This window comes from Pseudomonas sp. Root329 (assembly GCF_001424925.1).
Lineage (GTDB): Bacteria > Pseudomonadota > Gammaproteobacteria > Pseudomonadales > Pseudomonadaceae > Aquipseudomonas > Aquipseudomonas arabinosi.
In genome coordinates this window covers 482,600-509,553 of record NZ_LMCV01000034.1, presented here as the reverse complement: position 1 = coordinate 509,553, position 26,954 = coordinate 482,600, and the positions used below count along the sequence as shown (strand labels likewise).

Genomic DNA, 26,954 nt, shown 5'->3' with positions numbered 1-26,954 from the left:
AGATCTTCAGCTTTTACGCGGCTTGATCCGCGCCGTCGCCTCGGCCACCAGCGGATCATCCGGCCAGTAGTGCTTCGGGTACCGACCCTTTAAATCCTTCTTCACCTCGGCATACGTGCTGCGCCAGAAGTTCGCCAGGTCCTGGGTCACCTGCACCGGCCGTCTCGCCGGGGACAGCAAATGCAGTTTGACCACCTGCCGGCCACCGGCAATCCGCGGGGTTTCGGCCAGGCCGAACAACTCCTGCAACCGCACCGCCAGAATCGGCGGCTGTTCGCTGTAATCCAGACGAATCGACGAACCGGACGGCACGCTCAAATGATGCGGCGCCAGCTCATCGAGCCGTTGCGGCAGCGGCCACGGCAACAGGTTATGGACGATGCTCGACAGGTCCAGATTGGCGAAGTGACTGAGCCGCGAAACTTTGCCCAGGTACGGCATCAGCCAATGTTCAAGGCTTTTGAGCAGGGCGGCGTCGCTGACATCCGGCCATTCACTCTGATCTTTACTGCTGAGGTCCAGCTGTCGCAGCAACGCCACTCGCGCTTGCCACTGACGCAACTCTGGCGTCCAGGGCAACAGCTCCAGACCTTTGCGGCGTACCAAGTTCACCAGCGCCTGACTGCGGGCGGTCTCATCGAGTCCGGTCAACGGCTCGCGGCTGAGGATCAATTCACCGACCTTACGCTGACGCTCGGCGCGCAACACGCCTTCGCGCTCATCCCAATCCAGTTGATCGACGCAGCGCACCTGTTCGGCCAGCACTGAATCGAACAGCGCCGGATCGAAATCCGCCGCCAGATAAATCCGTTCCTCACGCTGGCCCTGACGACTGCCGAGATCGGCGATCACCAGCCACGGTTGCTTCATCAAACTGTCGGCTTCGGCGAACAACGCCGCACGGCCATTGGCCAAACGATACTCCGCGCCACCGGCACGACGCTGCTGGGCAACGCGGTCTGGATAGGCCAATGCCAACAGCGCGCCGAGCCAGCGCGGATGATCCGGATCGCTGACCGGTTCCGACGCCTTGCCCCGCAGATATCCGCGATACTGCCGCGCCAGTTGCCGGGCTCGTTGCACGCCACCCTGAGCGCCGCGTGCAGCGCGTTCTTCGCCGGACAACAACACCAATCGGCTGTGCAGATCCGCCCTGGCGCCACGCAAAATATCTCGCTCGCCGAGCAAGGCCGCGACATCACAGGCCATGTCGGCCAAGCCGAGCGCCTGACCGCGCAACAGCAAATGCGCGATACGCGGATGCGCTGGCAGTTCGGCCATCGCCTGGCCGTGACGGGTCAGCGCTTCGCCGTCCAATGCGCCCAGGCGATCAAGCAAGTCCTGAGCCTGTGCATAAGCGGCCGCGGGCGGCACGTCGAGCCACACCAATTGCCCCGGTGTCACGCCCCAACGACCGAGTTGCAAAGCGAGCCCGGCAAGATCCGCCGAGAGAATTTCCGCGCTGGCGTAGGCCGCCAGTTGCTCGTGCTGATCCTGCGACCACAAGCGATAACACACGCCCGGCTCCAACCGCCCTGCCCGGCCCGCGCGCTGAGTGGCGCTGGCTTTGGAAATACGCTGAGTATCGAGGCGGGCCATGCCGCTGCCGGGATCGAAACGCGGCACCCGCGCCAACCCGGCATCGATCACCACGCGCACGCCGTCGATGGTCAGACTGGTCTCGGCAATGTTGGTCGCCAGCACCACTTTGCGTTTGCCGGCGGGGGCCGGATCGATCGCCGCGCGTTGCGCCGCCAGATCCAGTTCACCGTGCAACGGGCAAAGCAGAACCTGTGTGCTATCGCCCAGTGCATCGGCGAGTTGCTGATGCACCCGACGGATTTCCGCCTGCCCCGGCAGGAACACCAGCACGCTGCCGGTTTCATCGTTCAAGGCTTCGAGGATGGTTTGCACCAAGCGCGGCTCGATGAATTCACCGGGCTGGAACGGTCGGCCCCAGCGCATCGCCACCGGGTACATGCGGCCTTCGCTGCGCAGTATCGGCGCGTCATCGAGCAACCCGGCCAGGCGTTCGCCTTCCAGCGTTGCCGACATCAACAGGATTTTCAGCGGTTGATCGTCACGAAACAGCTCGCGGCCATTCAGGCTCAAGGCCAGCGCCAGATCGGCATCGAGACTGCGCTCGTGGAATTCGTCGAAGATCAGCAGACCAACGCCTTCGAGCGCCGGGTCGTCCTGCAAGCGTCGGGTGAGAATGCCTTCGGTGACCACTTCGATACGGGTTTTGGGGCCGACTTTGCTGTCGAGACGAATGCGATAGCCGACGGTTTCGCCGACCTTCTCGCCCAGCTCACTGGCCAAGCGCTCCGCTGCTGCCCGCGCAGCCAAACGGCGCGGTTCGAGCATGAGAATGGTCTGCCCGGCCAACCAGGGCTCGTTGAGCAAGGCCAACGGCACGCGGGTGGTTTTACCGGCGCCGGGCGGTGCTTCGAGCACGGCTTCGTGGCGTGTAGCCAAGGCTTCACGCAGGGCGGGTAAAACTTCATCAATCGGCAAAGAAATCATGCTGGCTCCCAAACAGAGGGCCGAGTATAACGGCGAACTGCTTGTCGCTCGTTGCTGTCCTAATTCATATCGACGACGCTTCGTTTTCCAGATGACTCAGGAGATTTCATATGCGTGTTCCCTTTCGTTTGATTGGCGGTGTATTGGTCGCGACGTTGCTGACCCAGGTGACCGCTTGCGGATCGATTTTCTACCCTGACCGTCGTGGTCAGATTGACGGCAAGATTGACCCGGCCATCGCCGCGCTGGATGCCGTGGGCTTGCTGTTCTACATCATTCCCGGCCTGATCGCGTTTGCCGTGGACTTCGCCACCGGCGCGATTTACTTCGAGCCCGGCAAGACCGCCCAGGTGGCCCCGGAAAAACTCAAGGAAGCCATCGGCGCCGACGGCAAGGTCGATAACCACAAGTTGCAGACTATTCTCGAAACCGAACTGGGCCGCAGCTTCCCGCTGGATGACCCGCGCCTGATCCAGCACAAGGGCAGCGCCCAGCAACTGGCCATGTTCGGCCTGCAACCCGCCGCGTAATCCGTGCATAAGAAGGAACGACAGCACCTATGATCGCAAGCTCCGAACATGCCCGCCTGCTGCGGCTGGCGACCCGTGCCTCGGTGGCGGTGGCGTGCACGCTGATCGTCGCCAAAGCCATCGCCTGGTGGTTGAGCGGTTCGGTGAGCATGCTCGCCGGGTTGACCGACTCGGCCCTCGACGGCGTCACCTCGCTGCTCAACCTGCTCGCGGTGCATTACGCCTTGCGCCCGGCCGACGATGATCACCGTTACGGCCATGGCAAAGCCGAGTCGCTGGCGGGCATGGCTCAGGCGTTGTTCATTGGCGGCAGTGCGGTGCTGATTGCCTTGCAGGCGATCGATCGACTGAAACACCCGGAACCGGTGGGGGCGCCATGGATCAGCATCGGGGTGATTGTGTTTTCCCTGGTGCTGACCCTGGCCCTGCTGATGTTGCAACATCGGGTCGTCAAGGCGACCGGCTCCAACGCGGTGCGCGCTGATTCCTTGCATTACCGTTCGGACCTGCTGCTCAACGGCAGCATTCTGGTGGCGCTGGTGCTCGCCGGGTTTGGCTGGCATCAGGTCGACCCTTGGTTCGGTTTGGGGATTGCCGTCTACATACTCTGGAGCGCGATTCATATCGCCCGGGAAAGCTTTACGGTGCTGATGGATGAAGAACTGCCGTCGGACGTCAGCCAGCACATGCTCGAACTGGCCTGCAGCGTACCGGGAGTATTGGGGGCGCACGACCTGCGCACGCGGGTTTCCGGCAACCAGTGGTTCGTGCAGTTGCACCTGGAATTGCCGGGGGATTTGACCCTGTCAGTCGCTCACGGCATCAGCGACCAAGCCGCCGATGCGATTCACGCGGCTTATCCGCGAGCCGAAGTGCTGGTGCACGCCGACCCGCAGGAAGTGATACTGGCAGGCAAGGCTCAGAAAGAAACCTGATAACCGCGACTGCTCAAGCAGTTGCCCTGGGCCTGTCGGTAGGCTTGTACCACCGACGGATCCGGCTGGTAGGTGGCCGTTCGCGGATCGAAGCCACTCTGCTGCACCGCGTATTGATAGCACTCGTAACCGTCCTGATTGACCTGCTCTGGCGACTGACCGTTGGCCGGATACGCCACCACGTCATAACCATTGCTGACCGGTTGCGGCTGCGGTTGCACGGGCGGCTCGACCACGACGTAATCCTGAGTGCTTTCCTGATAGGCGTAATAAGAGCCGGCCGCCAGGAACAACAGCGCACCGCCGATCCACACTTCACGCGCGTAATCGGGCAAGTAGCTGACGCGAATCCCCCGTGGCGGCTGTACCACCACATAACGCGGGCCTTGTGGGCGGTACCAGTAGCCACCGGAGTAGAAGTAATCCTGACCACGGTACGGCACACGGTAATCACGGTCCGGGAAGCGATCGATCACATGGCCGGGACGGTACTGCGGGCCGGGACCCCAGCCATTGCCGTGCCCATCCGGGCGACCGGCCCAGCGATGGTCATCGGGACGCGGGCCGTTGTTCTGCCAATGCTGGTTGTTATCGTTGCGCCGCGGCACGTCCTGATAGTAACCACGCTGCGGCTGCTGGGTCTGGCGCACGGTGTCGGGCCGGCCCTGAATCGGCAGGTCATTGGCTGGTAACTGCGGAGGTGGCGGCGGCGAGCGAACCGGATTGTTGTAATCGTGCTGTGGCCGGGGCTGGTTCTGCCACTGGCCGTTGTTCTGATTCTGGCCGTTGTGCTCGAACTGACGACTGTTGTCGCCACGAATGATTTCGTTATTCTGCGCACGCGGCTGGTTATTCTGCTGCGGATTGTTCTGCGGGCGCGGCTGATTATTTCCGCCATGGCCCTGATTGTTTCCCTGGTGGCCATCCGACCCGTGTTGCCCGCCATCGGGGCCACGGTTTTGCGGCTCATCGGCCAGCGATTGCGCAGTGACACTGATACACAGCAAACCAACACCGGCCAAACGCCAGATGCGCGACTTCATGCTTTTCCTCACTGCGGGTTAGGGCCTGTACGTAAGACTGAGAAAGCACGGGCCGGTTCTGCAACAGGTTATCAGTCGCGAAACTTATTTATTGAGCGCCGTCGTCAAATTCCGGGCAAAAGAAAAGGGAGACCCGTCGGCCTCCCTTTAGAGAACTTCGTCCGTGCTCGACGCTTATGACGTCGGCTCACCTCACGCCGTCTTCTGGACAGTGTGTAGCTCGGGGGCCGACTCATCCCCGGTGGGGGTGGCGACCGCAGCTGGCCTGATTGGGCGAGCCGCACTGGACTGTTTGTCCGAGCAGTGATTCTGGTGATAAGAATAGGCTCGCGGCGCCGGCAGAGGATTGCGAAGATTGCTTAAATAAACATCACTTGCGCAATTTTTAACCCTGGATAGATAATCTACCGCAATAGTTATGACAAAGGCCTGATTGATGAGCAAACTCGACCGATACGACCTGAGCATTTTGGCGGAATTGCAGCGTGACGCGCGCATCTCCAACCAGGAGCTGGCCGAACGCATCGGCCTGTCCCCCTCGCCATGCTCGCGGCGGGTCAAGCAGCTGGAAGATGATGGCTACATCTCCCGCCAGGTGGCCCTGCTGGACCGCAAGATGCTCGGCCTGAGCCTGACGGCTTACGTATTGATCGGCATGGACCGGCATACACCGGAGCGGTTCGAGAACTTCGAAGCGGCGATTCGTACGTTGCCGCAGGTGCTGGAATGCAGTTTGGTGACCGGGATGGATGCGGACTACCAGCTCAAGGTCGTCGTGCCGGACATGGATCATTATCAGAAATTGCTGCTGGGACACCTCACCCGGATTGAAGGGGTGACGAGTGTGCGGTCGAGTTTTGTGTTGAATCAGGTGCTCAACAGCACTGAACTGCCCCTCACTCACTTGCGCAGCTGAGACCCGCTTCTGGTAGGAGCTGTCGAGTGAAACGAGGCTGCGATCTTTTGATCTTGCTCTTTAAAAACAACATCAAAAGATCGCAGCCTCGTTTCACTCGACAGCTCCTACACAGCGCCTACAAGGGTAGGGCCGGGCGACGAATAGCTGCGACACGCTGCCGCAGGTCAATACTTCGCCAATCACCCATGACGTATACTCCAGCGCCTTTTAGCCCCGCCCGCGCTGGAGATGTTCGATGGATCCTGCAGTACTCGAAGAGTGGATGATGACCGGACTGGTCAGCATTCTGATCATTTTCATGGGTTTCATCGTCTGGGATCTGGCGAAGAAGTCCAAGGCCGGACGCTTTGGCTCGTTCATCCTGTTCTTCGTACTCGGCCTGGGCGTGGCCGCGTTCGTGATCAAAAGTGTGGTCATCGGCCTGATCGAATCCGGCACGTTATAAACGCGCCGGCACTTCCTTCCACTGGCCCTGATCGAGCCCTTCGATCGACCAGTCACCGATTTTGACCCGCACCAGACGCAACGTCGGTAAGCCGACCGCTGCGGTCATGCGCCGTACCTGACGGTTACGCCCTTCGCGAATCACCAGCTCCAGCCAACTGGTCGGCACACTTTTGCGAAAGCGCACCGGCGGGTTGCGTGGCCACAGTTCAGGTTCTTCAAGCTGCCGCGCTTCAGCCGGTAGCGTCATGCCGTCATTCAGTTCGACGCCATCACGCAATCGCTGCAATTGCTCGGCGCTCGGCTCGCCTTCCACCTGCACCCAATAGGTCTTCGCCAGTTTGTGTTTCGGGTCGGCGATCCGCGCCTGAAGCTGGCCGTCGTTGGTCAGCAGCAGCAAACCTTCGCTGTCGCGGTCCAGCCGTCCTGCCGGGTAAATCCCGGGAATCTCGATGTAATCCTTGAGCGTCGCCCGCCCTTCGCCGTCGCTGAATTGCGTCAGCACATCAAAAGGCTTGTTGAACAGAATCAGCTTCGGCTCGGCCGGCGGCGCTTTGGCGACACGGCGCGGGGCTGAGGACGATGGCACAGGCTTCACGCCAGGGCGGCGGGAAACGGGACGTTGAGGACGAGACATGGGAAAAGGAACATCTAACGGTCAGGGCTGCTAATGCTAGTGCCCTGACCGCTAAATGACCATGAGAACAATCAGCGGAACGGCGGCTCGTCGAAGCTGCGCAGTTTGCGCGAGTGCAGCGAGTTGAGTTCGGTGCGCAACAGATCCACCGCCTCGATCCCGATCTTCAAGTGCTGGCTGACCGCGCGCTCATAGAAGGCGTTGGCCGAACCCGGCAGTTTGATTTCGCTGTGCAACGGTTTGTCCGAAACACAGAGCAACGTGCCGTACGGAACCCGCAAGCGATAACCTTGCGCCGCGATGGTGCCGCTTTCCATGTCCACCGCCACGGCGCGAGACAGGTTGATCAGCGGACGTTCCTGAGCCCAACGCAATTCCCAGTTACGGTCGTCGTAGGTCAGTACGGTGCCGGTGCGCAGGCGTTTTTTCAGTTCGTCACCCTTCTCACCGGTGATATTGGCCGCTGCTTGTTGCAACGCCATCTGCACTTCGGCCAGGGCCGGAATCGGAATATTCGGTGGCACGACCCGATCGAGAATCCCGTCGCGGCGCATGTAAGCGTGCGCCAGCACGTAATCGCCAATGGTCTGCGACTGACGCAAGCCGCCACAGTGACCGATCATCAGCCAGCAATGCGGACGCAGCACCGCCAGGTGATCGGTGATGTTCTTGGCGTTGGACGGGCCGACGCCGATGTTCACCAAGGTCACGCCATGGCCGTCGCTGGCGATCAGGTGATAGGCCGGCATCTGATAGCGGTGCCAAACCACACCGGCGGCAATCGCCGAGGCTTCGCCGTGGTCCATGCTCTTTTCGATGATCACGTTGCCCGGCAAGACCATGCGCACGAAACGCGGATCGCTGCGCAACTGTTCCAGGCCATGAACGATGAACTGGTCGACGTAACGGTGATAGTTGGTCAGCAGAATCCATGGCTGCACATGACGCCAGTCGCTGCCGGTGTAATGCACCAGACGGCGCAGGGAGAAATCCACCCGCGCGGCGTCGAACAAGGCCAGCGGCAGCGGGTCGGTATTTTCCCAATCGTACAAACCGTCGGCGATGCCATCGGTCGCGGCAGACAAATCCGTACTCGGGAACACTCGCGCCAGCGTGGCAGCGGTGACGCCGGAGCCGGCCAGTTCTTCGCCCTGCTCAACCACGTATGGATAAGGAATGTTTTGCTGACTGATGCCGACTTCCACCGTCACGGTGAAGTCATGCATCAACGGCACCAGCTGTTCCAGCAGGTATTTACGGAAGGCGGCGGGATGAGTGACGGTGACGCTGTAAGTCCCCGGCAACTGAACCTTGGCGTAGGCCCGAGTGGTCTGTGGGACTTCGCCCTGGCAAAGGTAGGTCAGACGCAGTTCGGGATAACGAAACATCGCACGCTGTTCGGCGTCCGGTTCGACTCGATCCTTGAGGTAACGCTTGAGCGCCTGGTTCAGCGCGGTGGTTGCACGATTGTGCAAGAGCGCAAGCCGGTCCACGGCTTGCTCGGCGGTTTGAACGACAATAAAAGCTTCGGTCACGATCAGCATCCTGTGTTCTGACTTGCAGGCCTTCATCTTGCCTGCATCGTCGTCTGACGGGAACAGTGGAGTGTTGATTCACAGATGCTATGCACACCATCAATCCAATGTGGGAGCGGGCTTGCTCGCGAATGCGGCGGTACATTCAAAATTGATGTGACTGACAGACCGCTTTCGCGAGCAAGCCCGCTCCCACAGGGATCCGGTGTTGTTCACACAAGCGGGGTCGACCGGGCGACAATCGCTTCCACATCCAGCCCACGTGGCAACGCGCCATACACCCGGCCGGCCGAACCCAGGCGGCTGGCGATGAAGGCATCACTGACGGCGCCGTTGCCCGCCTCCAGCAACAGCTTGGCCTGAAGGCCCAAGGCGATGTCTTCGGTGAGCTGGCGGGCGCGGTATTGAATGTCGCTGGTGTCCTTGAACGCTGTCCGCAATTGAGTGATGTGTGCGGCCAGGCGCTTGTCGCCATGGCCATCACCCAATTCGCTGAACAGTACGTCGAGCACACCGGGCTCCTTCGACAACGCTCGCAGCACGTCGAGGCATTGCACGTTGCCGGAACCTTCCCACGTCGAATTGACCGGCGCCTCACGGTACAACCGCGGCAGGATGCTGTCTTCGACATAACCGGCGCCGCCCATGCATTCGGCGGCTTCGTTGATCATTCCGGGCGCGCGTTTGCAGATCCAGTACTTGCCCACCGCCGTGACCAGCCGAGCGAACTTGGCTTCTTGCTCATCATCAAGATGATCCAGCGCCCGGCCCATGCGCAGGCTCAAGGCCAGGGCGGCTTCGCTTTCCAGGGCCAGGTCGGCCAGTACGTTTTGCATCAAGGGTTGTTCGCTGAGCAACTTGCCGCCGACCTTGCGGTGAGCGCAGTGGTGGCTGGCCTGGGTCAGGGCCTGGCGCATCAGCGAGCTCGAACCAACCATGCAATCGAAGCGGGTCATGGCGACCATTTCAATGATGGTCGGAACGCCGCGCCCCTCCTCGCCGACCATCCATGCCAGCGCACCACGAAACTCCACTTCGCTGGAAGCGTTGGAGCAATTGCCGAGTTTGTTCTTCAGGCGCTGTATGTAGAACTGATTGCGCGTGTCGTCCGGGCGATGGCGCGGCAGCAGGAAGCAGGTCAAACCCTTGTCAGTCTGGGCCAGGGTGAGGAAGGCATCGCACATCGGGGCCGAACAGAACCACTTGTGGCCCACCAGTTCATACGCCTGGCCCGGACCACTGGCGCCGACCGGAAAAGCCTTGGTGGTGTTGGCCCGCACGTCGGTGCCGCCCTGTTTCTCGGTCATCGCCATGCCGATGGTGACCCCGGCCTTGTGGGCCATGCCGACGTTGCGCGGGTCGTATTCGGTAGAGAGGATTTTCGGCAGCCATTGCTCCGCCAGATCCGTTTGCAGGCGCATCGCCGGGACGCTGGCGAAGGTCATGGTCAGCGGGCAACCACTACCGGCTTCGGCCTGGCTGTGCAGGTAGGTCATGGAGGCGCGGGCGACATGAGCGCCGGACTGCGGATGCGCCCAGGGCAACGAAGTCAAACCGTGCTCGACCGCGGTGCGCATCAACTCGTGATAGGCCGGGTGAAATTCCACCAGGTCGATGCGATGGCCGTAACGGTCATGGCTGCTGAAAACCGGCTTGTTCTGATTGGCAAGGAACCCGGCTTCCATCAGCGGCCCGCCGGCCAGTGCGCCGTAAGCGTCGATCCGCGACTCGGCCCACCCGGCCCCGAAACGCCGCGACCACTCCTGCAACGGCAGGTCGATGCGATACAGGTTGGCGCCGTCCAGCGACGGTGGCTGATTGGTGACTTCGTGGGTTTCGGCGAACTGATGCAGGTTCATGACGGGGCTCCTTTGGTCAGCCAAGGGACTTCAGTTAAGCACCGCCCCCCAGCTGAACAAAGTGTCATATCTGCCTAACTGTCGGCGCTTTCGCCTTGCCTTGGACACAGCACCCGGCGATACAGCGCTGCTTGCAGGTCCTCGAATTTCACCGGTTTGCTCAGGTAATCGATCAAGGCACCGGTCGGGCAGCGTTCCCGATCAATGCTCACGGCAATCACGAATACCGGCAGTTCGGCGCAGCCCGGCAACGCGCGGATCTGGCAACAGAGGGACGCGCCACCCAAAGATGGAAGCTGGCAATCGAGCAATACCGCATCGAAGGTTTCGCGCTGCAAGTGATCGATCGCGGCAGCCCCGTTGTCGGCGGTGCGCACCCGGAAGCCCAGCTTGAGCAACATGCCGCGCATCACCAGCTGATTGATGCTGTTGTCATCAACCAGCAGGACGGTGCAGTCCTGAGGCAGTCGCAGGCGAGGAAATTCCCGGGTCATCAAGGGCACTGACGGCCGCTCCACCACGGGCAGCTCGAACTCGACGTCGAGCTGGAAGCGGCTGCCACGACCAGGTTCGGAGCGGTGGGTCAGTTTTCCACCGAGCAATTCGACCAGTTGCCGACAGATTGCCAGGCCAACGCCCAGACCGCCGTATTCACGGGTCATCGAGCCATCGAGCTGGAAGAACCGCTGATACAGTGTCGCCTCCCCCAAATCGGTAAAGCCGATGCCGGTGTCGATCACCGCAAAGGACAGCGCCAGTCGGTCGGGCGCCACGGGCTTGCCCGTCACCCGCAGCGCTAGTCCGCCGATCCGCGTGAACTTGATCGCGTTATCCAGCAGGCATTCCAGGCATTGCGCCAACTTGTCGCTGTCGCCGTGCAAGCGATCCGGCAGCCCCGGCGTGACCTCGACCTTGAAGTCCAGCGACTTGCTCAACGCGTTGCCCTCGAACTGCAGGCGCAAAGCCTCGACCACGCCGCGCAAACTGAAAACGGCCGGATAGGTCTTGAGCTTGCCGGCCTGCAACTCGGTCAGGGTGAGGATGCCGTTGACCATGCGCATCATGTCTCGCGCGGAACCGGCGGCCGTTTGCTGATATTGCTCCAGCTCCGGGTCCATTTCGACGGTCTGCATCAGCTCCAGCGAGCCAATCACACCGTTCATGGGCGTGCGCAGTTCGTGGGTCAGGGTGGCGAGGAATTCGTCCTTGAGCTTGTTACTGCGAGCCAGTTGCTGGTTCAGCACTTCAAGCGTTTGACCGGCATCGAACAGGGTCTGTGCCTGTTGCTCGCGCATGGCGTTAATGCGATCGGCCAGCGCCAGGGACAGCAGCGCCACCTCTATCGCCGAGCCGATCTGGCTGGAATACATGGTCAGGAACACGTTGGGCAGGTAACCCAGCACCATCAGAGTGTTGACGATGCCGCCGAGTAAAAACGCCGACCAGGCAATGATGAAATAGCGCGCCACTCGCAGGCCACGCAGCCAGGCGAAAATCCCTGCGGCAAAAATCACGACGGTGAAGATCAGTGCCAGCGCCGTCGCCAGGCGCAGGGCCAGGGCGTAACTGGTCATCAACGACAACCCGACCACCACCGCGCTAAACGCAATCAACGCCAACAGTAAGCGGTCGAGCCAACGACTGTGGGTCGCCGTCTGCAAGAAGCCGCGCGCGAACTGGCTGCCGAACAGGCCTGCGCAACCGATGAAAAACGGCGTCGCTGCGTTCGCCCACCAGGGATTGTTCGGCCAGAAATACTCTACCGCCGCGCCATTCACTGACAGCTGATACAAGCCGAACGAGGCGATATAGAAGATGTAATAGAGGTAGCTGGTATCGCGCACGCTGAGATAGATGAACAGGTTGTACACCAGCATCCCCAGCAACACGCCGTAGATCAGCCCCAGCACATACAGTCGGATCGGTTGCTCTTCCAGGTAGGCAGTGCTCGACCACAGGGTGACCGGCGCCTGGATCGACCCTTCACTCTGCAGGCGCAGGTACAGGGTTTGCGCTTGATCAGGTGTGAAGTTCAGATCGAACAGGTAGTTGTTCTGGCGGATCTCGCGACTGTCGAATGGCAAGGCATCGCCAGTCTGACGTGCCAGTTGATAGCCACCGGCCGTATCGGGCAAATAGAGATCAAGGTGATCAAGGGGCGGATAGGCCAGTTCCAGCAACCAGGTGCGTTGAGCCGCAGGGTTGGTCGGGCGGTAATGCAGGTCGATTTTCAGCCAGAACACTGAACGCGAGTAACCGGCGTTGAGGGTGGCTTTGTCGTGGGTTTTGAAGTTTCCGGCCGCGGCTTGTGCACGGACATCGGCGATGGTCGCCTGACCGCCCGCGTCTTCGAACACTTGCAAGGTTCGGCCCAAGGGAAGGCTTTGAGTGAATTCGTCGAATTCGACTGCACTCGCCATGAGGGGCAAGCACAACAGCAACATCAGCAAATAGCGCATTTAAGCCCCAGCGTGGCCTGTCCGGTTATCTCAGGAAGCCCCTCATTCCTTTTGAGTAGACGTAAAACCGGTATTACCTGTTATTGGTTTGGATCCACTCTAGCATAGCCGTTGGTGGCCATTGAACACCATTGAAATTTTTCCTACAAAGGCTCTAGCACGGGCGTTCCAGCTCAATGCATTGGGCTAGAGCTGTTTCGCCGGTCAGATTGTGACAATGGCCCGAAGGCGCACGCATTTTCTCGTCACAAGGCCAATGGGTCGGCACCCGAAAAAAGATGTTTGGTGGTAAGCTCGCGCACCATGAATATCTACAGCTCTCGCCCCGTTGTCCTCTGTCTCTCCGGCCACGACCCAAGTGGTGGCGCCGGCTTGCAGGCAGATATCGAAGCCCTGCTCGCTCAGGGTTGTCATGCGGCCCCGGCCGTCACCGCCCTGACCGTGCAAGACACGGTCAACGTCACTGACTTCCGCGTCCTCGACCGTGAGTGGGTGTTGGCCCAGGCCAATGCCGTGCTCAACGACTCGACGGTCGCGGCGGTAAAACTGGGCATGCTCGGTTCCCTGGAAATGGTCGACACCGTGGTCGAACTGTTGTCGGCGCACCCGCATTTGCCGGTGGTCTGCGACCCGGTGCTGCGTGCCGGTGGCGGCGGACGCCTGGGCAAGGACGAAGTCGGCTACGCCATGCGCGAGCGCCTGCTGCCCCTGTCGATCATCGCCACCCCTAACCTTCCCGAAGCCCGCATCCTCGCCGAACTGCCCGAAGGCACCGCGGACGAGTGCGCCGAAAAACTCCTGCCATTCGTCAAACACCTGCTGATCACCGGCGGCCATGGCGATGAACACGAAATCCACAATCGCCTGTACAGCCGCGACGGTCACCGCGAAACCTTCACCTGCCAGCGCTTGCCCGGCAGTTATCACGGCTCCGGTTGCACGCTGGCCAGTGCGCTGGCCGGTCGTCTGGCTCTCGGCGAAAATCTCGCCAGTGCCGTGCAGACCGCGCTTAACTACACGTGGCGCACCCTGCGTGATGCGGAGCAGTTGGGCAAAGGCCAGTTCGTGCCACGCCGCCTGCCGCTGGATTTCTGTTCGTAACTGTCCATGCGTAAAGCAAAAAGGATTGCCCGATGAAGCTACGTGGCCTGTACGCCATTACCGATAGCCAACTGCTGGCAGGTAAATTTCTTTCGTACGTGGAGGCGGCGCTGGAAGGCGGCGTCACCCTGCTGCAATACCGCGACAAGAGCAGCGACGAGGCCCGCCGTCTGCGCGAGGCCGAAGCCTTGCGCGATCTGTGTGAACGCTACAAGACCCAGTTGATCATCAACGACGATGCCGAACTGGCTGCGCGCCTGAACGTCGGCGTGCACCTGGGACAGACCGACGGCCCATTGATGCCGGTTCGGGCACTGCTCGGTCGCCAGGCAATCATCGGCTCGACCTGCCACGCGCAACTCGAACTCGCCGAGCAAGCAGCGAAGGAAGGCGCCAGCTACGTCGCCTTCGGTCGTTTCTTCAACTCCAACACCAAACCCGGCGCACCGACTTGCAGCCTCGAATTGCTCGACCAGGCCCGCAGCAAACTGCACCTGCCGATCTGCGCGATTGGCGGCATCACCCTGGAGAACGCCGCGCCACTGGTGGCCCACGGGGTCGATCTGCTGGCGGTGGTCCATGGTCTGTTTGGCGCCGAGAGCACGGCTGAAGTGACACGCCGCGCCCGCGCATTTAACGCCCTGCTTTCTATTTAAGTAGCTTAAAAATCTGATTTGAGAGCCCGATCATGTCTCGTTCCGAAACGCTGTTTGCCAATGCCCAGAAACACATTCCCGGTGGCGTGAACTCGCCTGTTCGCGCGTTCAAAAGCGTTGGCGGCACGCCGCTGTTCTTCAAGCACGCCGAAGGCGCTTACGTCACCGACGAAGACAACAAGCGTTATGTGGATTACGTCGGTTCCTGGGGGCCGATGATTCTCGGCCACAGCCACCCCGACGTGCTGGACGCCGTGCGCAAACAGCTTGAGCACGGATTGTCCTACGGCGCGCCGACCGAGATGGAAACCCAGATGGCTGATCTGGTCTGCTCGATCGTACCGTCGATGGAAATGGTGCGCATGGTCAGCTCCGGCACCGAAGCGACCATGAGTGCGATCCGTCTGGCCCGTGGTTTCACCGGCCGCGACAGCATCATCAAGTTCGAAGGCTGCTACCACGGTCACTCCGACAGCCTGCTGGTCAAGGCCGGCTCCGGCGCCCTGACTCAAGGCGTGCCGAGCTCGGCCGGTGTGCCGGCGGCCTTCGCCAAACACACCCTGACCCTGCCGTTCAACGACATCGACGCCGTCGAAACCATGCTCGCCGAAGTCGGCCAGGACGTGGCATGCATCATCGTCGAGCCCGTGGCTGGCAACATGAACTGCGTACCGCCGGCGCCAGGTTTCCTCGAAGGCCTGCGCACCCTGTGTGACAAGCATGGCGTGGTACTGATTTTCGACGAAGTGATGACCGGATTCCGTGTCGCCCTCGGCGGCGCACAAGCTCACTATGGCGTGACGCCAGACCTGACCACCTTCGGCAAAATCATCGGTGGCGGCATGCCGGTTGGCTGCTTCGGCGGCAAGCGCGAAATCATGTCGCACATCGCACCATTGGGCCCGGTCTATCAGGCGGGCACCTTGTCGGGTAACCCGTTGGCCATGGCTGCCGGCCTGACGACCCTGCGCCTGATCAGCCGCCGGGGCTTCCACGCAGAGTTGACGGCCTACACCAGTCGCTTGCTCGATGGCCTGCAACAACGCGCCGATGCGGCGGGCATTCCGTTCGTGACCACACAGGCCGGCGGCATGTTCGGTCTGTACTTCAGCGGCGCCGACGACATCGTGACCTTCGATGACGTAATGGCCAGCGACGCCGCCCTGTTCGGGCGCTTCTTCCACCTGATGCTCGAAGGCGGCGTGTACCTGGCGCCGAGCGCCTTCGAAGCCGGCTTCACCTCGATCGCCCACGGCGAAACCGAGCTGAAACTGACACTGGATGCCGCCGAACGTGCATTTGCTGCATTGAAATAACGCTGTGTCGCTGACGTTGGCGGTTGCCAGCGTCAGCTTTCACCCGTATTCCCGCCCTTATTCCTACGCTTCTGCTCAAAATCCCCAGCAAAGTGGGCGATATATTCCCCGCGCAGCAGAAAAACGAGTAAAGACTTTGTAAGGTTGGCCCTGCTTATTTCATAATGCGCGCTTATTGGATCCCTCGACGGGTCCGCGCGCCCTTCAGAGGTAAGTCGATTCCCATGAACCGCACCGGCCGCGCCCTTGCATTGGGCTGCCTGTTGCTCCTTCAGCCCCTGCTCGCGCTCGCACAAGCAGGCGGCAACTCGTTGTTAATCCCAGCGATGGGTCGTTGCACCCTCAATACTCAGCCGCAAGACCTGGCGCAGGCTCTCGCCGCCTGCCAGAAAGCGTCGGATGAAGGGGATGCGCAAGCGCAATACGAGTTGGGTGAGTTCTACTACGACGGCAAAAATACGCCGCGCGACCTCAAAAAAGCCCTGGGCTACTTCGAAAAGGCCTCGCTGCAAGGCCATGCTCAGGCGCAATTCAAACTCGGCACCATGTTCTTCCACGGCGAAGGCGTACCGGCCAATAACGTCCAGGCGTATATCGTGCTGAAAATGGCTGCGGTCAATGGCGCTGAAGAAGCGTTGGACACCGCCGACGAAGTCGCCGAGAAAATGCCCCGCGAAGAACTTGAAGTGGCTACCCAGGTGCTGGGGCAAATTTTCCGCAAGTATCTGATGGAATTGCAGAGCGCCGATGGACGTACGCCGTTTTCGCCACTGCCTTGAATTCTGCTTCGATCTTTCTGACCCCTTCGCGAGCAAGCCCGCTCCCACATTTGATCTGCGTCTTACACAAATCAACTGTGGGAGCGGGCTTGCTCGCGAAGGGGGCGACGCGGTCTTAAGTTAAGGCTTACTTCTCAGGCATCGGCATCGGAAACGGCATGACATTGCCGACCGCGCCGCGGGCTTCGCTGATTTTCGGCGTACCGAGGCGCTCGACCTCGTCGATCCGCACGATCGAATGCATCGGCACAAAGCTGCGCACAACGCCTTCGAACTGAGCCTTGAGCTTCTCTTCGCTCGGATCGACGACCACTTGCGTGCGCTCGCCAAAGACGAACTCTTCCACTTCCAGGAAGCCCCACAGATCACTTTGATAGATCTGCTTGGCATACATTTCGTACACCTGGCCCTGATTGAGGAAAATCACCTTGTAGATTGGAGCTTCACGTTTGGTCATGGTGGGCGAGCAACACATCGGGGATAAAAATGAGGGCGCGAACTATAGCATAGCCACCGGACGCACAGCGGTAGGAACCTTGGGTCATGTTCCCTATAATGCGCGGTTCTTTGAATCACGTGATGACTCTTTCCATGGCCAAGAAGCTTTACATCGAAACCCACGGTTGCCAGATGAACGAGTACGACAGCTCGCGCATGGTCGATCTGCTGGGCGAACATCAGGCCCTGGAAGTCACCGCTCGCGCTGAAGATGCCGACGTGATCCTGCTCAATACCTGCTCGATCCGCGAACGCGCCCAGGACCGGGTGTATTCCCAGCTCGGCCGCTGGCGCGAACTGAAACTGGCCAACCCGGACATGGTGATCGCCGTTGGCGGCTGCGTGGCCAGCCAGGAAGGCGCGGCCATCCGCGATCGCGCACCGTACGTGGACGTGGTCTTCGGCCCGCAGACCCTGCACCGCCTGCCGGAAATGATCGACGCTGCGCGCGCTACCAAACTGCCGCAAGTCGACGTCTCGTTTCCGGAAATCGAAAAGTTCGACCACTTGCCCGAGCCACGCGTCGATGGCCCAAGCGCCTACGTGTCGGTCATGGAAGGCTGCAGCAAGTACTGCACCTTCTGCGTGGTGCCTTACACCCGCGGTGAAGAAGTCAGCCGCCCCTTCGATGACGTGATCGCCGAGATCATCCACCTGGCTGAAAACGGCGTGCGCGAAGTGACTCTGCTGGGGCAGAACGTCAATGGCTATCGCGGGACCACTCATGATGGTCGTTTGGCTGACCTGGCCGAACTGATCCGCGTCGTCGCCGCCGTCGATGGCATCGACCGCATCCGTTACACCACCTCGCACCCGCTGGAGTTCTCCGACAGCCTGATCCAGGCCCACGCCGACGTGCCGGAACTGGTCAAACACCTGCACTTGCCGGTGCAATCGGGTTCGGACCGAATCCTTTCGGCGATGAAGCGCAACCACACCGCGCTGGAATACAAATCCAAACTGCGCAAGCTACGCGCTGCCGTGCCGGGGATTTGCATCAGCTCGGACTTCATCGTTGGCTTCCCGGGCGAGACCGAGAAAGACTTCGAACAGACCATGAAGCTGATCGAAGACGTCGGTTTCGACTTCTCCTACTCGTTCGTCTATAGCCAGCGCCCGGGTACTCCGGCTGCCGATCTGGCCGACGAAACGCCGGAAGCGCTGAAAAAAGAACGCCTGAACGCCCTGCAACATCGCCTGAACCAGCAAGGCTTCGAGATCAGCCGACAAATGGTCGGGTCGATCCAACGGATTTTGGTAACCGATTATTCCAAAAAGGACCCCGGCGAGCTGCAGGGTCGGACCGAGAATAACCGCATCGTCAACTTCCGCTGCGACAATCCCACGTTGATTGGTCAGTTCGCCGATGTGCACATTGATGCTGCTCAGCCGCACTCACTGCGGGGCTCGCTGATCTCGTAACACCGCATATTCCTGTGGGAGCGAGCCTGCTCGCGATGACGCCAGCTCAGACAACTTAAATGTTGAATGTCAGACCGTCATCGCGAGCAAGCTCGCTCCCACAGGGAAAGGTGTTCAACATTGGTCTGTATAAGACCTTTCGCACCCAGGCCACTGGCGTTATCCTTGATTTCATCTTAATTGCCCCAGGGCGGCTAAATACGACCTTGAACGCACCCATAGAACCACATCGTTTTATCCTCGAGCCTTTTGAAGCTCGCCGCTTCGCCAATCTGTGCGGGCAATTCGACGAGCATCTGCGCTTGATTGAACAGCGCCTGACCATCGAGATCCGCAACCGCGGAAACCAGTTCGAACTGATCGGCGAGCCCAAACACACCACCTCCGCGGAAAGCCTCCTGCGCCGCCTGTACCGGGAAACCAAGGGTACCGAGCTGTCGCCGGACATGGTTCACCTGTTCCTGCAGGAATCGGCCGTCGAAGAGCTGGACAACGTCTCCCCCTCCGAACCCTCCGTCGCCCTGCGCACCAAAAAAGGCATGATTCGCCCTCGCGGCTTGAATCAGTTGCGCTATGTGAAGGAAATCCTCGGAAACGACATCAACTTCGGCATCGGCCCGGCCGGTACCGGCAAGACCTATCTGGCCGTTGCCTGCGCGGTCGACGCGCTGGAACGCGAACAGATTCGCCGCATCCTGCTGGTGCGTCCTGCGGTTGAAGCGGGCGAAAAGCTCGGCTTCCTGCCTGGCGACCTGTCGCAGAAGATCGACCCGTACCTGCGCCCGCTCTACGACGCACTCTACGAAATGCTCGGCTTCGAACACGTCGCCAAGCTGATCGAGCGTCAGGTGATCGAAGTTGCACCGCTGGCCTACATGCGCGGTCGCACCTTGAACAACAGTTTCATCATCCTCGACGAAAGCCAGAACACCACCGTCGAGCAGATGAAGATGTTCCTGACCCGGATCGGCTTTGGCTCCACGGCGGTCATCACCGGTGACATCACCCAGGTCGACCTGCCGAAAGGCACCAAGTCCGGGCTGCACCATGTGATCGAAGTGCTCAAGGATGTACCGGGAATCAGCTTCACCCATTTCATGCCCAAAGACGTCGTGCGCCATCCGCTGGTGCAGCGCATCGTCGAAGCTTACGAGCGCTTCGAGAATCGCGTGGCCGACGAACCGGCGAAGTTCTCGTCCAAGGACAACCGCCACGATGCTTGAGCTTGATCTGCAACTGGCTACCGACGCGCCGGCCCCAAGCGAAGCCGAGTTCCGCCAATGGTGCGAACTGGCCCTGCGCCAGCGCACCGCTGATTCCGAGATGACCATTCGCCTGGTCGACGAAGCCGAAGGTCGTGAACTCAATCACACTTGGCGGCAAAAGGATTACGCCACTAACGTTCTATCGTTCCCCGCAGACGTTCCCGACGAATTCCTGGATATCCCGTTACTGGGCGATCTGGTGATCTGCGTGGCAGTGGTCGAGCGCGAAGCCGCCGAACAAGGCAAGGCACTCAAGGCCCATTGGGCTCATCTGGTCATTCACGGCTGCTTGCATCTGTTGGGTTACGACCATATAGATGACGATGAAGCGGAAGAAATGGAAGCACTGGAACGAACGTTGCTTGCAGAGTTGGGCTATCCCGACCCGTATGCGGACGACGAAACAGACACATCCCCTATCGTTACAACAAAGGATTCAGAGTAATCGCTATGAGCGAAGATCGATCGAGCAACGGGCAAAAGTCATGGCTGGGTAAGCTCACCCAGGCTTTTGCCCACGAGCCGAAGAACCGCCAGGAGCTGCTGGAGCTGCTGCGCGATGCACACCAAAACAAGTTGCTGGACAGCGAAGCGCTGGCCATCGTCGAAGGCGCCATCCAGGTTGCTGACCTGCAAGTACGGGACATCATGGTCCCGCGCTCGCAGATGATCAGCATCAAGGCGACCCAGACACCCCGCGAGTTCCTGCCTGCCGTGGTCGACTCGGCCCACTCCCGCTACCCGGTGATCGGCGAAAGCCACGATGACGTGATGGGCGTGTTGCTGGCCAAGGACTTGCTGCCGCTGATCCTCAAGGAGAACGGCGACAGCTTCAACATCAAGGACCTGCTGCGCCCGGCCACTTTCGTGCCCGAGTCCAAGCGTCTGAATGTGCTGCTGCGCGAGTTCCGCGCCAACCACAACCACATGGCCATCGTCATTGACGAATACGGCGGTGTGGCGGGTCTGGTGACCATCGAAGACGTGCTGGAACAAATCGTCGGCGACATCGAAGACGAGCATGACGTCGAAGAAGACAGCTACATCAAGCCGCTGCCCAGCGGTGACTTCCTGATCAAGGCCCTGACGCCGATCGAGAACTTCAACGAGTTCTTCGACAGCCAATTCTCCGATGACGAATTCGACACTGTCGGTGGTCTGGTGATGAGCGCGTTCGGGCACCTGCCAAAACGCAACGAAATCACTGAAATCGGCCCTTATCGCTTCCGCATCCTGAACGCCGACAGCCGTCGGATTCATTTGCTTCGCCTGACGCCCATTGCCCGTTAAGGATTGACATGCTCCGCGTAACCCGCCCCGGCTGGCCCGGTAACCTGCTGGCCGTGGCGGCCGGTGCACTCACCACCCTGGCCCTGGCGCCGTTCGATATCTGGCCGTTGGCGTTGCTGGCGGTCGGTTTCTTCTATGCCGGCTTGCGTGAACTGAGCCCCCGTCAGGCCCTGGGCCGTGGCTGGTGTTTCGGTTTCGGCCTGTTTGGCGCTGGCACCAGTTGGATCTACTACAGCATTCACCACTTCGGCGGCGCTTCGGTGCTATTGGCCGGTTTCCTGATGCTGATCTTCACGGCGGCGATAGCCTGGTTCTTCGCCCTGCCCGCCTGGATCTGGGCGCGCTGGCTGCGCCGTAACGAAGCGCCGCTGGCCGATGCCTTGGCGTTTGCGGCGTTGTGGGTCGGTCAGGAAGCCTTTCGCGGCTGGTTCCTGACCGGTTTTCCCTGGCTTTATTCCGGCTACAGCCAGCTCGACGGCCCGTTGGCCGGGCTCGCGCCACTCGGCGGGATGTGGCTGATTTCCTTCACCCTGGCCCTGACGGCAGCGCTGATCTATAACGCTTTGCGTCTGGTGCGTACCGGCCGCAAAGGCTTCATCGCCGCGGGTGTGTTGCTGCTGGTCGGCCCTTGGGTGGCCGGCATGGCGCTCAAGGAACACGCCTGGACAACCCCGTCGGGTGCTCCGCTAAGTGTCGCGGCGATTCAGGGCAACATCGAACAAAGCATGAAGTGGGACCCGGCGCAGCTCAACGCGCAGTTGGCGCTGTACCGCGACATGAGTTTCAGCTCGAAACCGGTCGACTTGCTGATCTGGCCGGAAACGGCCATCCCGGTACTCAAGGAGTCCGCCGAGGGCTACCTGAACATGATGGGAAGCTTCGCGGCAGAGCGTAAGTCCGCGCTGATTACCGGCGTGCCGATTCGCGAGGAAGTCCATCACCAGAAGCATTTCTACAACGGCATCACCGTCGTGGGTGAAGGCGATGGCACTTACCTCAAACAGAAGCTGGTGCCGTTTGGCGAATATGTTCCGTTACAGGACATGCTGCGCGGGCTGATCGCCTTCTTCGACCTGCCGATGTCGGACTTTGCCCGCGGTCCCGTCGATCAGCCGATGCTGCAGGCCAAGGGTTATCAGATTGCGCCGTTCATCTGCTACGAAGTGGTTTACCCGGAATTCGCCGCCAGCCTTGCAGCGCATAGCGATCTGCTGCTGACCATCAGTAATGACACCTGGTTCGGCACGTCCATCGGCCCGCTGCAACACTTGCAAATGGCGCAGATGCGCGCACTGGAAGCCGGTCGCTGGATGATCCGCGCCACCAACAACGGCGTGACCGGTTTGATCAACCCGTTCGGCCAGATCACCGTGCAGATCCCGCAGTTCGAACGCGGTATTTTGTACGGTGAAGTGGTGCCAATGCACAACCTGACGCCCTATCTGCAATGGCGTTCGTGGCCGCTGATCATTGTTTGCGTGTTGTTGTTTGGTTGGGCGCTGATCGCAAGTCGGATGGCCAAGACCGTTTAGGTATCGCGGCGCCTGCAAAAAGATCGCAGCCTCGCTTCACTCGACAGCTCCTACAGGGGATTGCGTACTTTGTAGGAGCTGTCGAGTGAAACGAGGCTGCGATCTTTTGATCTTCAGCGGTAAAACAGTGAATACCCCACCTGCCCCACCGCCTCATTCAACAACTGCCCGCTCTGCCAGATCGACTTGAATTCCGGCATCCAGCCGCCCAGTGGCCGGGCGTTGTCCACGCCTAAAAACCCCACTGGCGCTGGCACCACTTCAAATCCTGCCTTTTTGAAACTCCAGACCGCTCGCGGCATGTGCCAGGCCTGAGTCACGACGACCACGCGCTTGATCCCTTCCGGCAACAACACTTCCGCGCTGAACTGCGCGTTCTCCCAGGTCGTGCGACTGCGCCCCTCCTGCCAACGCACCGTCACGCCGAAATCATCTTGCAACGAGTCGGCCATCAACCTGGCTTCAGTCGGCGGCGTGCCGTAATGCAGGCCGCCACTGGTCAGGACCGGCAAGCCCGACGCCTTGGCCAGCCGCGCCGTATAACGCTCGCGCTGCAGCGCCACACCCGTCGGCTGGTCATCGCCCCAGGCCAGATCGCCACGTTCACGCCCCGCGCCCAGCACTACAATCGCGTCAGCGTGCTGAGCCAATGTCGCCCATTCATCGCGAGCCAGCGGCGCTTCACGTTCCAGCGCCTTGGCACCCCACTGCACCACCACCGGCAAGCTCATCAGCCAGAAGCCACCCACGCCCAACGCAAAGCACAACCCGGCAAGGCGCGGTCTTGAGCGACGCAACCACCAGGCAAGCACCAACAGCAGCAAAAGAATGCCGGGCGGCAACAGGAGTTGTTTAACGAAATATCGAAAAGGCATCGAGCATCTCCAAAAAGATGCCCGAAGCCTAAGTGGGTTGACGCAATGCGACAACAAATACGAAAGGGCTATGCTTCACAAATACATCAGACATTACTTCCAGTGTCCTTACTTGAATTGCAAAGACCGGACCTTTACTGCGTCCCTGCCGGGAACCTTGTCCTTGAGCCAGATGATCTTGGCCGAACGTGGTGCGTCGAGTTGCTTCACTGCTTCTGACAAGCATCCGTGTGTCTCACGTTCACTGCGATCGAGATACGCCTTGACCAGTGCAAACTCTGCGGGGCTCAAGCCACGCAACTCCAGTTCCAGCGGACGCTCATCGCGTAACCGGTTAGCGGTTTTTGCCGCGTCCAGGGCCATTCCCAGACGATCGATCAATCTTTCGTACAGCTCCGGTTTTGTAACTTTTTGCCGTGACTCAACCATCCATCACCTCATTGAAGATAAGACTCACTCCCCATTTAGAGCTTAGCTTCCATGAACAAACCGGCTGAATGCTGCGACCAACGGCCCTCGCAGCGGTTTTTGGGCGACCCGCAGCAGCAATCAGGGTTTCCCTCGGTAGAGTGCGGTCATGTATGCTACGGCGCTTCCTGTAACTCCACTTCCAGCTCGTCTGGGCACCGAAACGCCGATTTGGCGTGATCACCGTCCAGCGTTGCATTGAAGAGGATTAGGCCACCCCTATTCAGTTCAAAAGTAGCCATGCACGAACAATATCAGCCCCGTGAAATCGAAGCCGCCGCCCAGTCGTTCTGGGACGAGCAAAAGTCCTTTGAAGTCAGTGAACAGCCAGGCAAGGAGACGTTCTACTGCCTGTCGATGTTCCCTTACCCCAGCGGCAAGCTACACATGGGGCACGTGCGCAACTACACCATCGGCGACGTGATCTCCCGCTACCAGCGCATGCAAGGCAAGAACGTCCTGCAACCCATGGGTTGGGACGCCTTCGGCATGCCGGCGGAAAACGCCGCGATGAAGAACAACGTAGCGCCCGCCAAGTGGACCTACGAAAACATCGCCTACATGAAAACCCAGCTGCGCAGCCTGGGCCTCGCGGTGGACTGGTCCCGCGAAGTCACCACCTGCAAGCCTGATTACTACCGCTGGGAACAATGGCTGTTCACTCGCCTGTTCGAAAAAGGCGTGATTTACAAAAAAAGCGGCACCGTGAACTGGGACCCGGTCGATCAGACCGTTCTGGCCAACGAACAGGTGATCGACGGTCGCGGCTGGCGTTCCGGCGCGCTGATCGAAAAGCGCGAAATTCCGATGTACTACTTCAAGATCACCGCTTACGCGGATGAGCTGCTGGAGAGCCTCGACGAACTGACTGGCTGGCCTGAACAGGTCAAGACCATGCAGCGCAACTGGATCGGCAAATCCCGCGGCATGGAAGTGCAGTTCCCTTACGACGTCGCTTCCATCGGTGAAGCCGGTGTTCTGAAAGTGTTCACTACCCGTCCGGACACCCTGATGGGCGCGACCTACGTTGCCGTAGCCGCCGAACACCCTCTGGCGACCCTGGCCGCGCAGAACAACCCTGAGCTGCAAGCGTTCATCGCTGAATGCAAGGGCGGCAGCGTCGCCGAAGCCGACGTCGCCACCCAAGAGAAAAAAGGCCTGCGCACTTCGCTGTTCGTCGAGCATCCGCTGACCGGTGAGAAACTCCCGGTGTGGGTCGCCAACTATGTGCTGATGCACTATGGCGATGGCGCGGTAATGGCCGTTCCAGCGCACGACGAACGTGATTTCGAGTTCGCCACCAAATACAACCTGTCGGTCAAACCTGTCGTGCGCACCAGCGCTGGCGACGAAACGCCGACTCCGTGGCAGGACGCTTACAACGAATACGGCACGCTGATCAATTCCGGCGAGTTCGATGGCCTCGACTTCGCGGGCGCTTTCGACGCCATCGAAGTCGCGCTGATCAAGAAGAACCTCGGCGCCTCGCGCACCCAGTTCCGCCTGCGCGACTGGGGCATCAGCCGCCAGCGCTACTGGGGCTGCCCGATCCCGATCATCCACTGCAACAGCTGCGGTGATGTGCCGGTCCCGGAAGATCAATTGCCAGTCATATTGCCGGAAGACGTCGTACCGGATGGCGCGGGTTCGCCGCTGGCACGCATGCCCGAGTTCTATGAGTGCAGCTGCCCGAAATGTGGCGCACCGGCCAAGCGTGAAACCGACACCATGGACACCTTTGTCGAGTCCTCGTGGTACTACGCCCGTTACGCCTCGCCGCACTATGAAGGCGGTCTGGTGGAAAAATCGGCGGCCGACCATTGGTTGCCGGTTGATCAGTACATCGGCGGTATCGAACACGCGATTCTTCACCTGCTCTACGCGCGCTTCTTCCACAAGCTGATGCGCGATGAAGGCCTGGTGAGCTCCAACGAGCCGTTCAAGAACCTGCTGACCCAAGGCATGGTGATCGCCGAGACCTACTATCGTCGCGAAGCCAACGGTGCCTACACGTGGTTCAACCCGGCGGACGTCGAACTCGAACGCGACAGCAAAGCCAAAGTCATTAGCGCCAAGCTGATCGCAGACGGCCTGCCGGTGGAAATCGGTGGCACCGAGAAGATGGCCAAGTCGAAGAACAACGGCGTTGACCCACAGTCGATGATTGACCAGTTCGGCGCAGACACCTGCCGCCTGTTCATGATGTTCGCCTCGCCACCCGACATGAGCGCGGAATGGTCCGACTCCGGGGTAGAGGGTTCGCACCGCTTCCTCAAGCGCGTCTGGCGCCTGGCTCAAGCGCACGTTACTCAGGGCCTGCCGGGCAAACTGAACGTCGCCAGCCTGAATGACGAACAGAAAGTCATTCGCCGTTCGATCCACCAGGCCATCAAGCAGGCCAGCCACGACGTCGGCCAGAACCACAAATTCAACACCGCCATCGCTCAGGTGATGACGCTGATGAACGTGCTGGAAAAAGCCCCGCAAGGCACTGGGCAGGATCGCGCACTGATTCACGAAGGTCTGGAAACCGTGGTCCTGCTGCTGGCACCAATCACTCCGCACATCAGCCACGAGCTGTGGCATCGCCTGGGTCACGCCGATCCGGTGATCGACGCCACTTGGCCGGTGCTGGACGAAAGTGCGTTAGTGCAAGACAGCCTGCAACTGGTCATCCAGGTCAACGGCAAGCTGCGCGGCCACATCGAAATGCCCGCCAGCGCCAGCCGCGAAGAAGTCGAAGCCGCCGCACGGGCCAACGAAAACGTGCTGCGCTTTGTCGACGGTCTGACCATTCGTAAAGTGATCGTAGTGCCCGGGAAACTGGTCAATATCGTCGCCAGCTAATTGGATCAGGCGCCAGGT

Annotated in this window: 23 protein-coding genes; 14 read left to right on the top strand and 9 right to left on the bottom strand. The window is 60.3% G+C overall.

The window, feature by feature from the left end; genetic code table 11:
* Positions 1–6 precede the first annotated feature (6 nt).
* A complete protein-coding gene (gene hrpB / locus ASC74_RS24080; protein ID WP_056744602.1) occupies positions 7–2,526 on the bottom strand; it encodes an ATP-dependent helicase HrpB in 2,520 nt (839 codons plus the stop codon).
* A 110-nt stretch (positions 2,527–2,636) separates the two neighbouring features.
* On the opposite strand from hrpB, the gene ASC74_RS24075 reads away from it, so the two are divergent.
* Both ASC74_RS24075 and ASC74_RS24070 read left to right on the top strand, forming a co-directional pair.
* Positions 2,637–3,056, top strand: coding sequence for a hypothetical protein (locus ASC74_RS24075; protein ID WP_046056587.1), 420 nt, complete (start codon positions 2,637–2,639; stop codon positions 3,054–3,056).
* A gap of 29 nt (positions 3,057–3,085) precedes the next feature.
* A complete protein-coding gene (locus ASC74_RS24070) occupies positions 3,086–3,991 on the top strand; it encodes a cation diffusion facilitator family transporter (RefSeq protein ID WP_056744600.1) in 906 nt (301 codons plus the stop codon).
* Here the strand turns inward: ASC74_RS24070 and ASC74_RS24065 are convergent.
* Positions 3,976–5,034 (bottom strand): DUF6515 family protein, encoded by a 1,059-nt coding sequence (locus ASC74_RS24065; protein ID WP_056744598.1) that lies wholly within the window; start codon positions 5,032–5,034, stop codon positions 3,976–3,978. The two genes, ASC74_RS24070 and ASC74_RS24065, sit on opposite strands and share 16 nt — an antisense overlap.
* Before the next feature lie 436 nt (positions 5,035–5,470).
* Between ASC74_RS24065 and ASC74_RS24060 the strand changes: the two genes are divergently transcribed.
* Together ASC74_RS24060 and ASC74_RS24055 are read left to right on the top strand one after the other, a co-directional pair.
* A complete protein-coding gene (locus ASC74_RS24060) occupies positions 5,471–5,950 on the top strand; it encodes an Lrp/AsnC family transcriptional regulator (protein ID WP_007937367.1) in 480 nt (159 codons plus the stop codon).
* 238 nt (positions 5,951–6,188) lie between these two features.
* Positions 6,189–6,398 carry a DUF2788 domain-containing protein gene (locus ASC74_RS24055; RefSeq protein ID WP_007894445.1) on the top strand — a complete coding sequence of 70 codons (210 nt, stop codon included), beginning with the start codon at positions 6,189–6,191 and terminating at the stop codon, positions 6,396–6,398.
* Here the strand turns inward: ASC74_RS24055 and ASC74_RS24050 are convergent.
* The 4 genes from ASC74_RS24050 to ASC74_RS24035 form a co-directional block, all read right to left on the bottom strand.
* Positions 6,393–7,034 (bottom strand): pseudouridine synthase, encoded by a 642-nt coding sequence (locus ASC74_RS24050; protein WP_046048724.1) that lies wholly within the window; start codon positions 7,032–7,034, stop codon positions 6,393–6,395. The two genes, ASC74_RS24055 and ASC74_RS24050, sit on opposite strands and share 6 nt — an antisense overlap.
* Before the next feature lie 71 nt (positions 7,035–7,105).
* A complete protein-coding gene (gene amn / locus ASC74_RS24045; RefSeq protein WP_177338874.1) occupies positions 7,106–8,605 on the bottom strand; it encodes an AMP nucleosidase in 1,500 nt (499 codons plus the stop codon).
* A 176-nt stretch (positions 8,606–8,781) separates the two neighbouring features.
* A complete protein-coding gene (locus tag ASC74_RS24040) occupies positions 8,782–10,428 on the bottom strand; it encodes an acyl-CoA dehydrogenase family protein (RefSeq protein ID WP_056744596.1) in 1,647 nt (548 codons plus the stop codon).
* 74 nt (positions 10,429–10,502) lie between these two features.
* Entirely contained in the window at positions 10,503–12,887 is a 2,385-nt protein-coding gene (locus ASC74_RS24035; protein WP_056744594.1) for a hybrid sensor histidine kinase/response regulator, read from the bottom strand.
* A gap of 303 nt (positions 12,888–13,190) precedes the next feature.
* On the opposite strand from ASC74_RS24035, the gene ASC74_RS24030 reads away from it, so the two are divergent.
* The 4 genes from ASC74_RS24030 (at position 13,191) to ASC74_RS24015 (ending at position 16,739) form a co-directional block, all read left to right on the top strand.
* Complete coding sequence (locus ASC74_RS24030; RefSeq protein WP_008152868.1) at positions 13,191–13,988, top strand: hydroxymethylpyrimidine/phosphomethylpyrimidine kinase; 798 nt, start codon at positions 13,191–13,193, stop codon at positions 13,986–13,988.
* 32 nt (positions 13,989–14,020) lie between these two features.
* Positions 14,021–14,644 carry a thiamine phosphate synthase gene (thiE, locus tag ASC74_RS24025; protein WP_056744592.1) on the top strand — a complete coding sequence of 208 codons (624 nt, stop codon included), beginning with the start codon at positions 14,021–14,023 and terminating at the stop codon, positions 14,642–14,644.
* 32 nt (positions 14,645–14,676) lie between these two features.
* A complete protein-coding gene (gene hemL / locus ASC74_RS24020) occupies positions 14,677–15,960 on the top strand; it encodes a glutamate-1-semialdehyde 2,1-aminomutase (RefSeq protein ID WP_056744590.1) in 1,284 nt (427 codons plus the stop codon).
* Between the two features lie 224 nt (positions 15,961–16,184).
* On the top strand, positions 16,185–16,739 hold the full coding sequence (locus ASC74_RS24015; RefSeq protein WP_056744588.1) for a tetratricopeptide repeat protein: 555 nt from the start codon (positions 16,185–16,187) through the stop codon (positions 16,737–16,739).
* A 127-nt stretch (positions 16,740–16,866) separates the two neighbouring features.
* Here the strand turns inward: ASC74_RS24015 and ASC74_RS24010 are convergent, their stop codons facing one another.
* Complete coding sequence (locus tag ASC74_RS24010; RefSeq protein WP_007894425.1) at positions 16,867–17,196, bottom strand: DUF1820 family protein; 330 nt, start codon at positions 17,194–17,196, stop codon at positions 16,867–16,869.
* Between the two features lie 134 nt (positions 17,197–17,330).
* On the opposite strand from ASC74_RS24010, the gene miaB reads away from it, so the two are divergent.
* The 5 genes from miaB (at position 17,331) to lnt (ending at position 22,746) form a co-directional block, all read left to right on the top strand.
* Positions 17,331–18,659, top strand: a complete 1,329-nt coding sequence (gene miaB, locus ASC74_RS24005) for a tRNA (N6-isopentenyl adenosine(37)-C2)-methylthiotransferase MiaB (RefSeq protein ID WP_046048821.1) — start codon at positions 17,331–17,333, stop codon at positions 18,657–18,659.
* Between the two features lie 206 nt (positions 18,660–18,865).
* Positions 18,866–19,882 carry a PhoH family protein gene (locus ASC74_RS24000; RefSeq protein ID WP_046048820.1) on the top strand — a complete coding sequence of 339 codons (1,017 nt, stop codon included), beginning with the start codon at positions 18,866–18,868 and terminating at the stop codon, positions 19,880–19,882.
* Positions 19,875–20,369, top strand: coding sequence for an rRNA maturation RNase YbeY (gene ybeY / locus ASC74_RS23995; protein WP_056744586.1), 495 nt, complete (start codon positions 19,875–19,877; stop codon positions 20,367–20,369). Before ASC74_RS24000 ends, ybeY begins: the two co-directional genes overlap by 8 nt.
* 5 nt (positions 20,370–20,374) lie before the next feature.
* A complete protein-coding gene (locus ASC74_RS23990; RefSeq protein WP_008152854.1) occupies positions 20,375–21,214 on the top strand; it encodes an HlyC/CorC family transporter in 840 nt (279 codons plus the stop codon).
* 8 nt (positions 21,215–21,222) lie between these two features.
* Positions 21,223–22,746, top strand: a complete 1,524-nt coding sequence (gene lnt, locus ASC74_RS23985; RefSeq protein WP_056744584.1) for an apolipoprotein N-acyltransferase — start codon at positions 21,223–21,225, stop codon at positions 22,744–22,746.
* A 113-nt stretch (positions 22,747–22,859) separates the two neighbouring features.
* Here lnt and ASC74_RS23980 read toward each other — a convergent pair whose 3' ends face one another.
* Positions 22,860–23,621 carry a YdcF family protein gene (locus ASC74_RS23980; RefSeq protein ID WP_056744582.1) on the bottom strand — a complete coding sequence of 254 codons (762 nt, stop codon included), beginning with the start codon at positions 23,619–23,621 and terminating at the stop codon, positions 22,860–22,862.
* A 108-nt stretch (positions 23,622–23,729) separates the two neighbouring features.
* Positions 23,730–24,050, bottom strand: coding sequence for a hypothetical protein (locus ASC74_RS23975; RefSeq protein ID WP_056744580.1), 321 nt, complete (start codon positions 24,048–24,050; stop codon positions 23,730–23,732).
* Positions 24,051–24,329: 279 nt separating this feature from the next.
* Between ASC74_RS23975 and leuS the strand changes: the two genes are divergently transcribed.
* Positions 24,330–26,936 (top strand): leucine--tRNA ligase, encoded by a 2,607-nt coding sequence (leuS, locus tag ASC74_RS23970; protein ID WP_056744578.1) that lies wholly within the window; start codon positions 24,330–24,332, stop codon positions 26,934–26,936.
* Positions 26,937–26,954 lie beyond the last annotated feature (18 nt).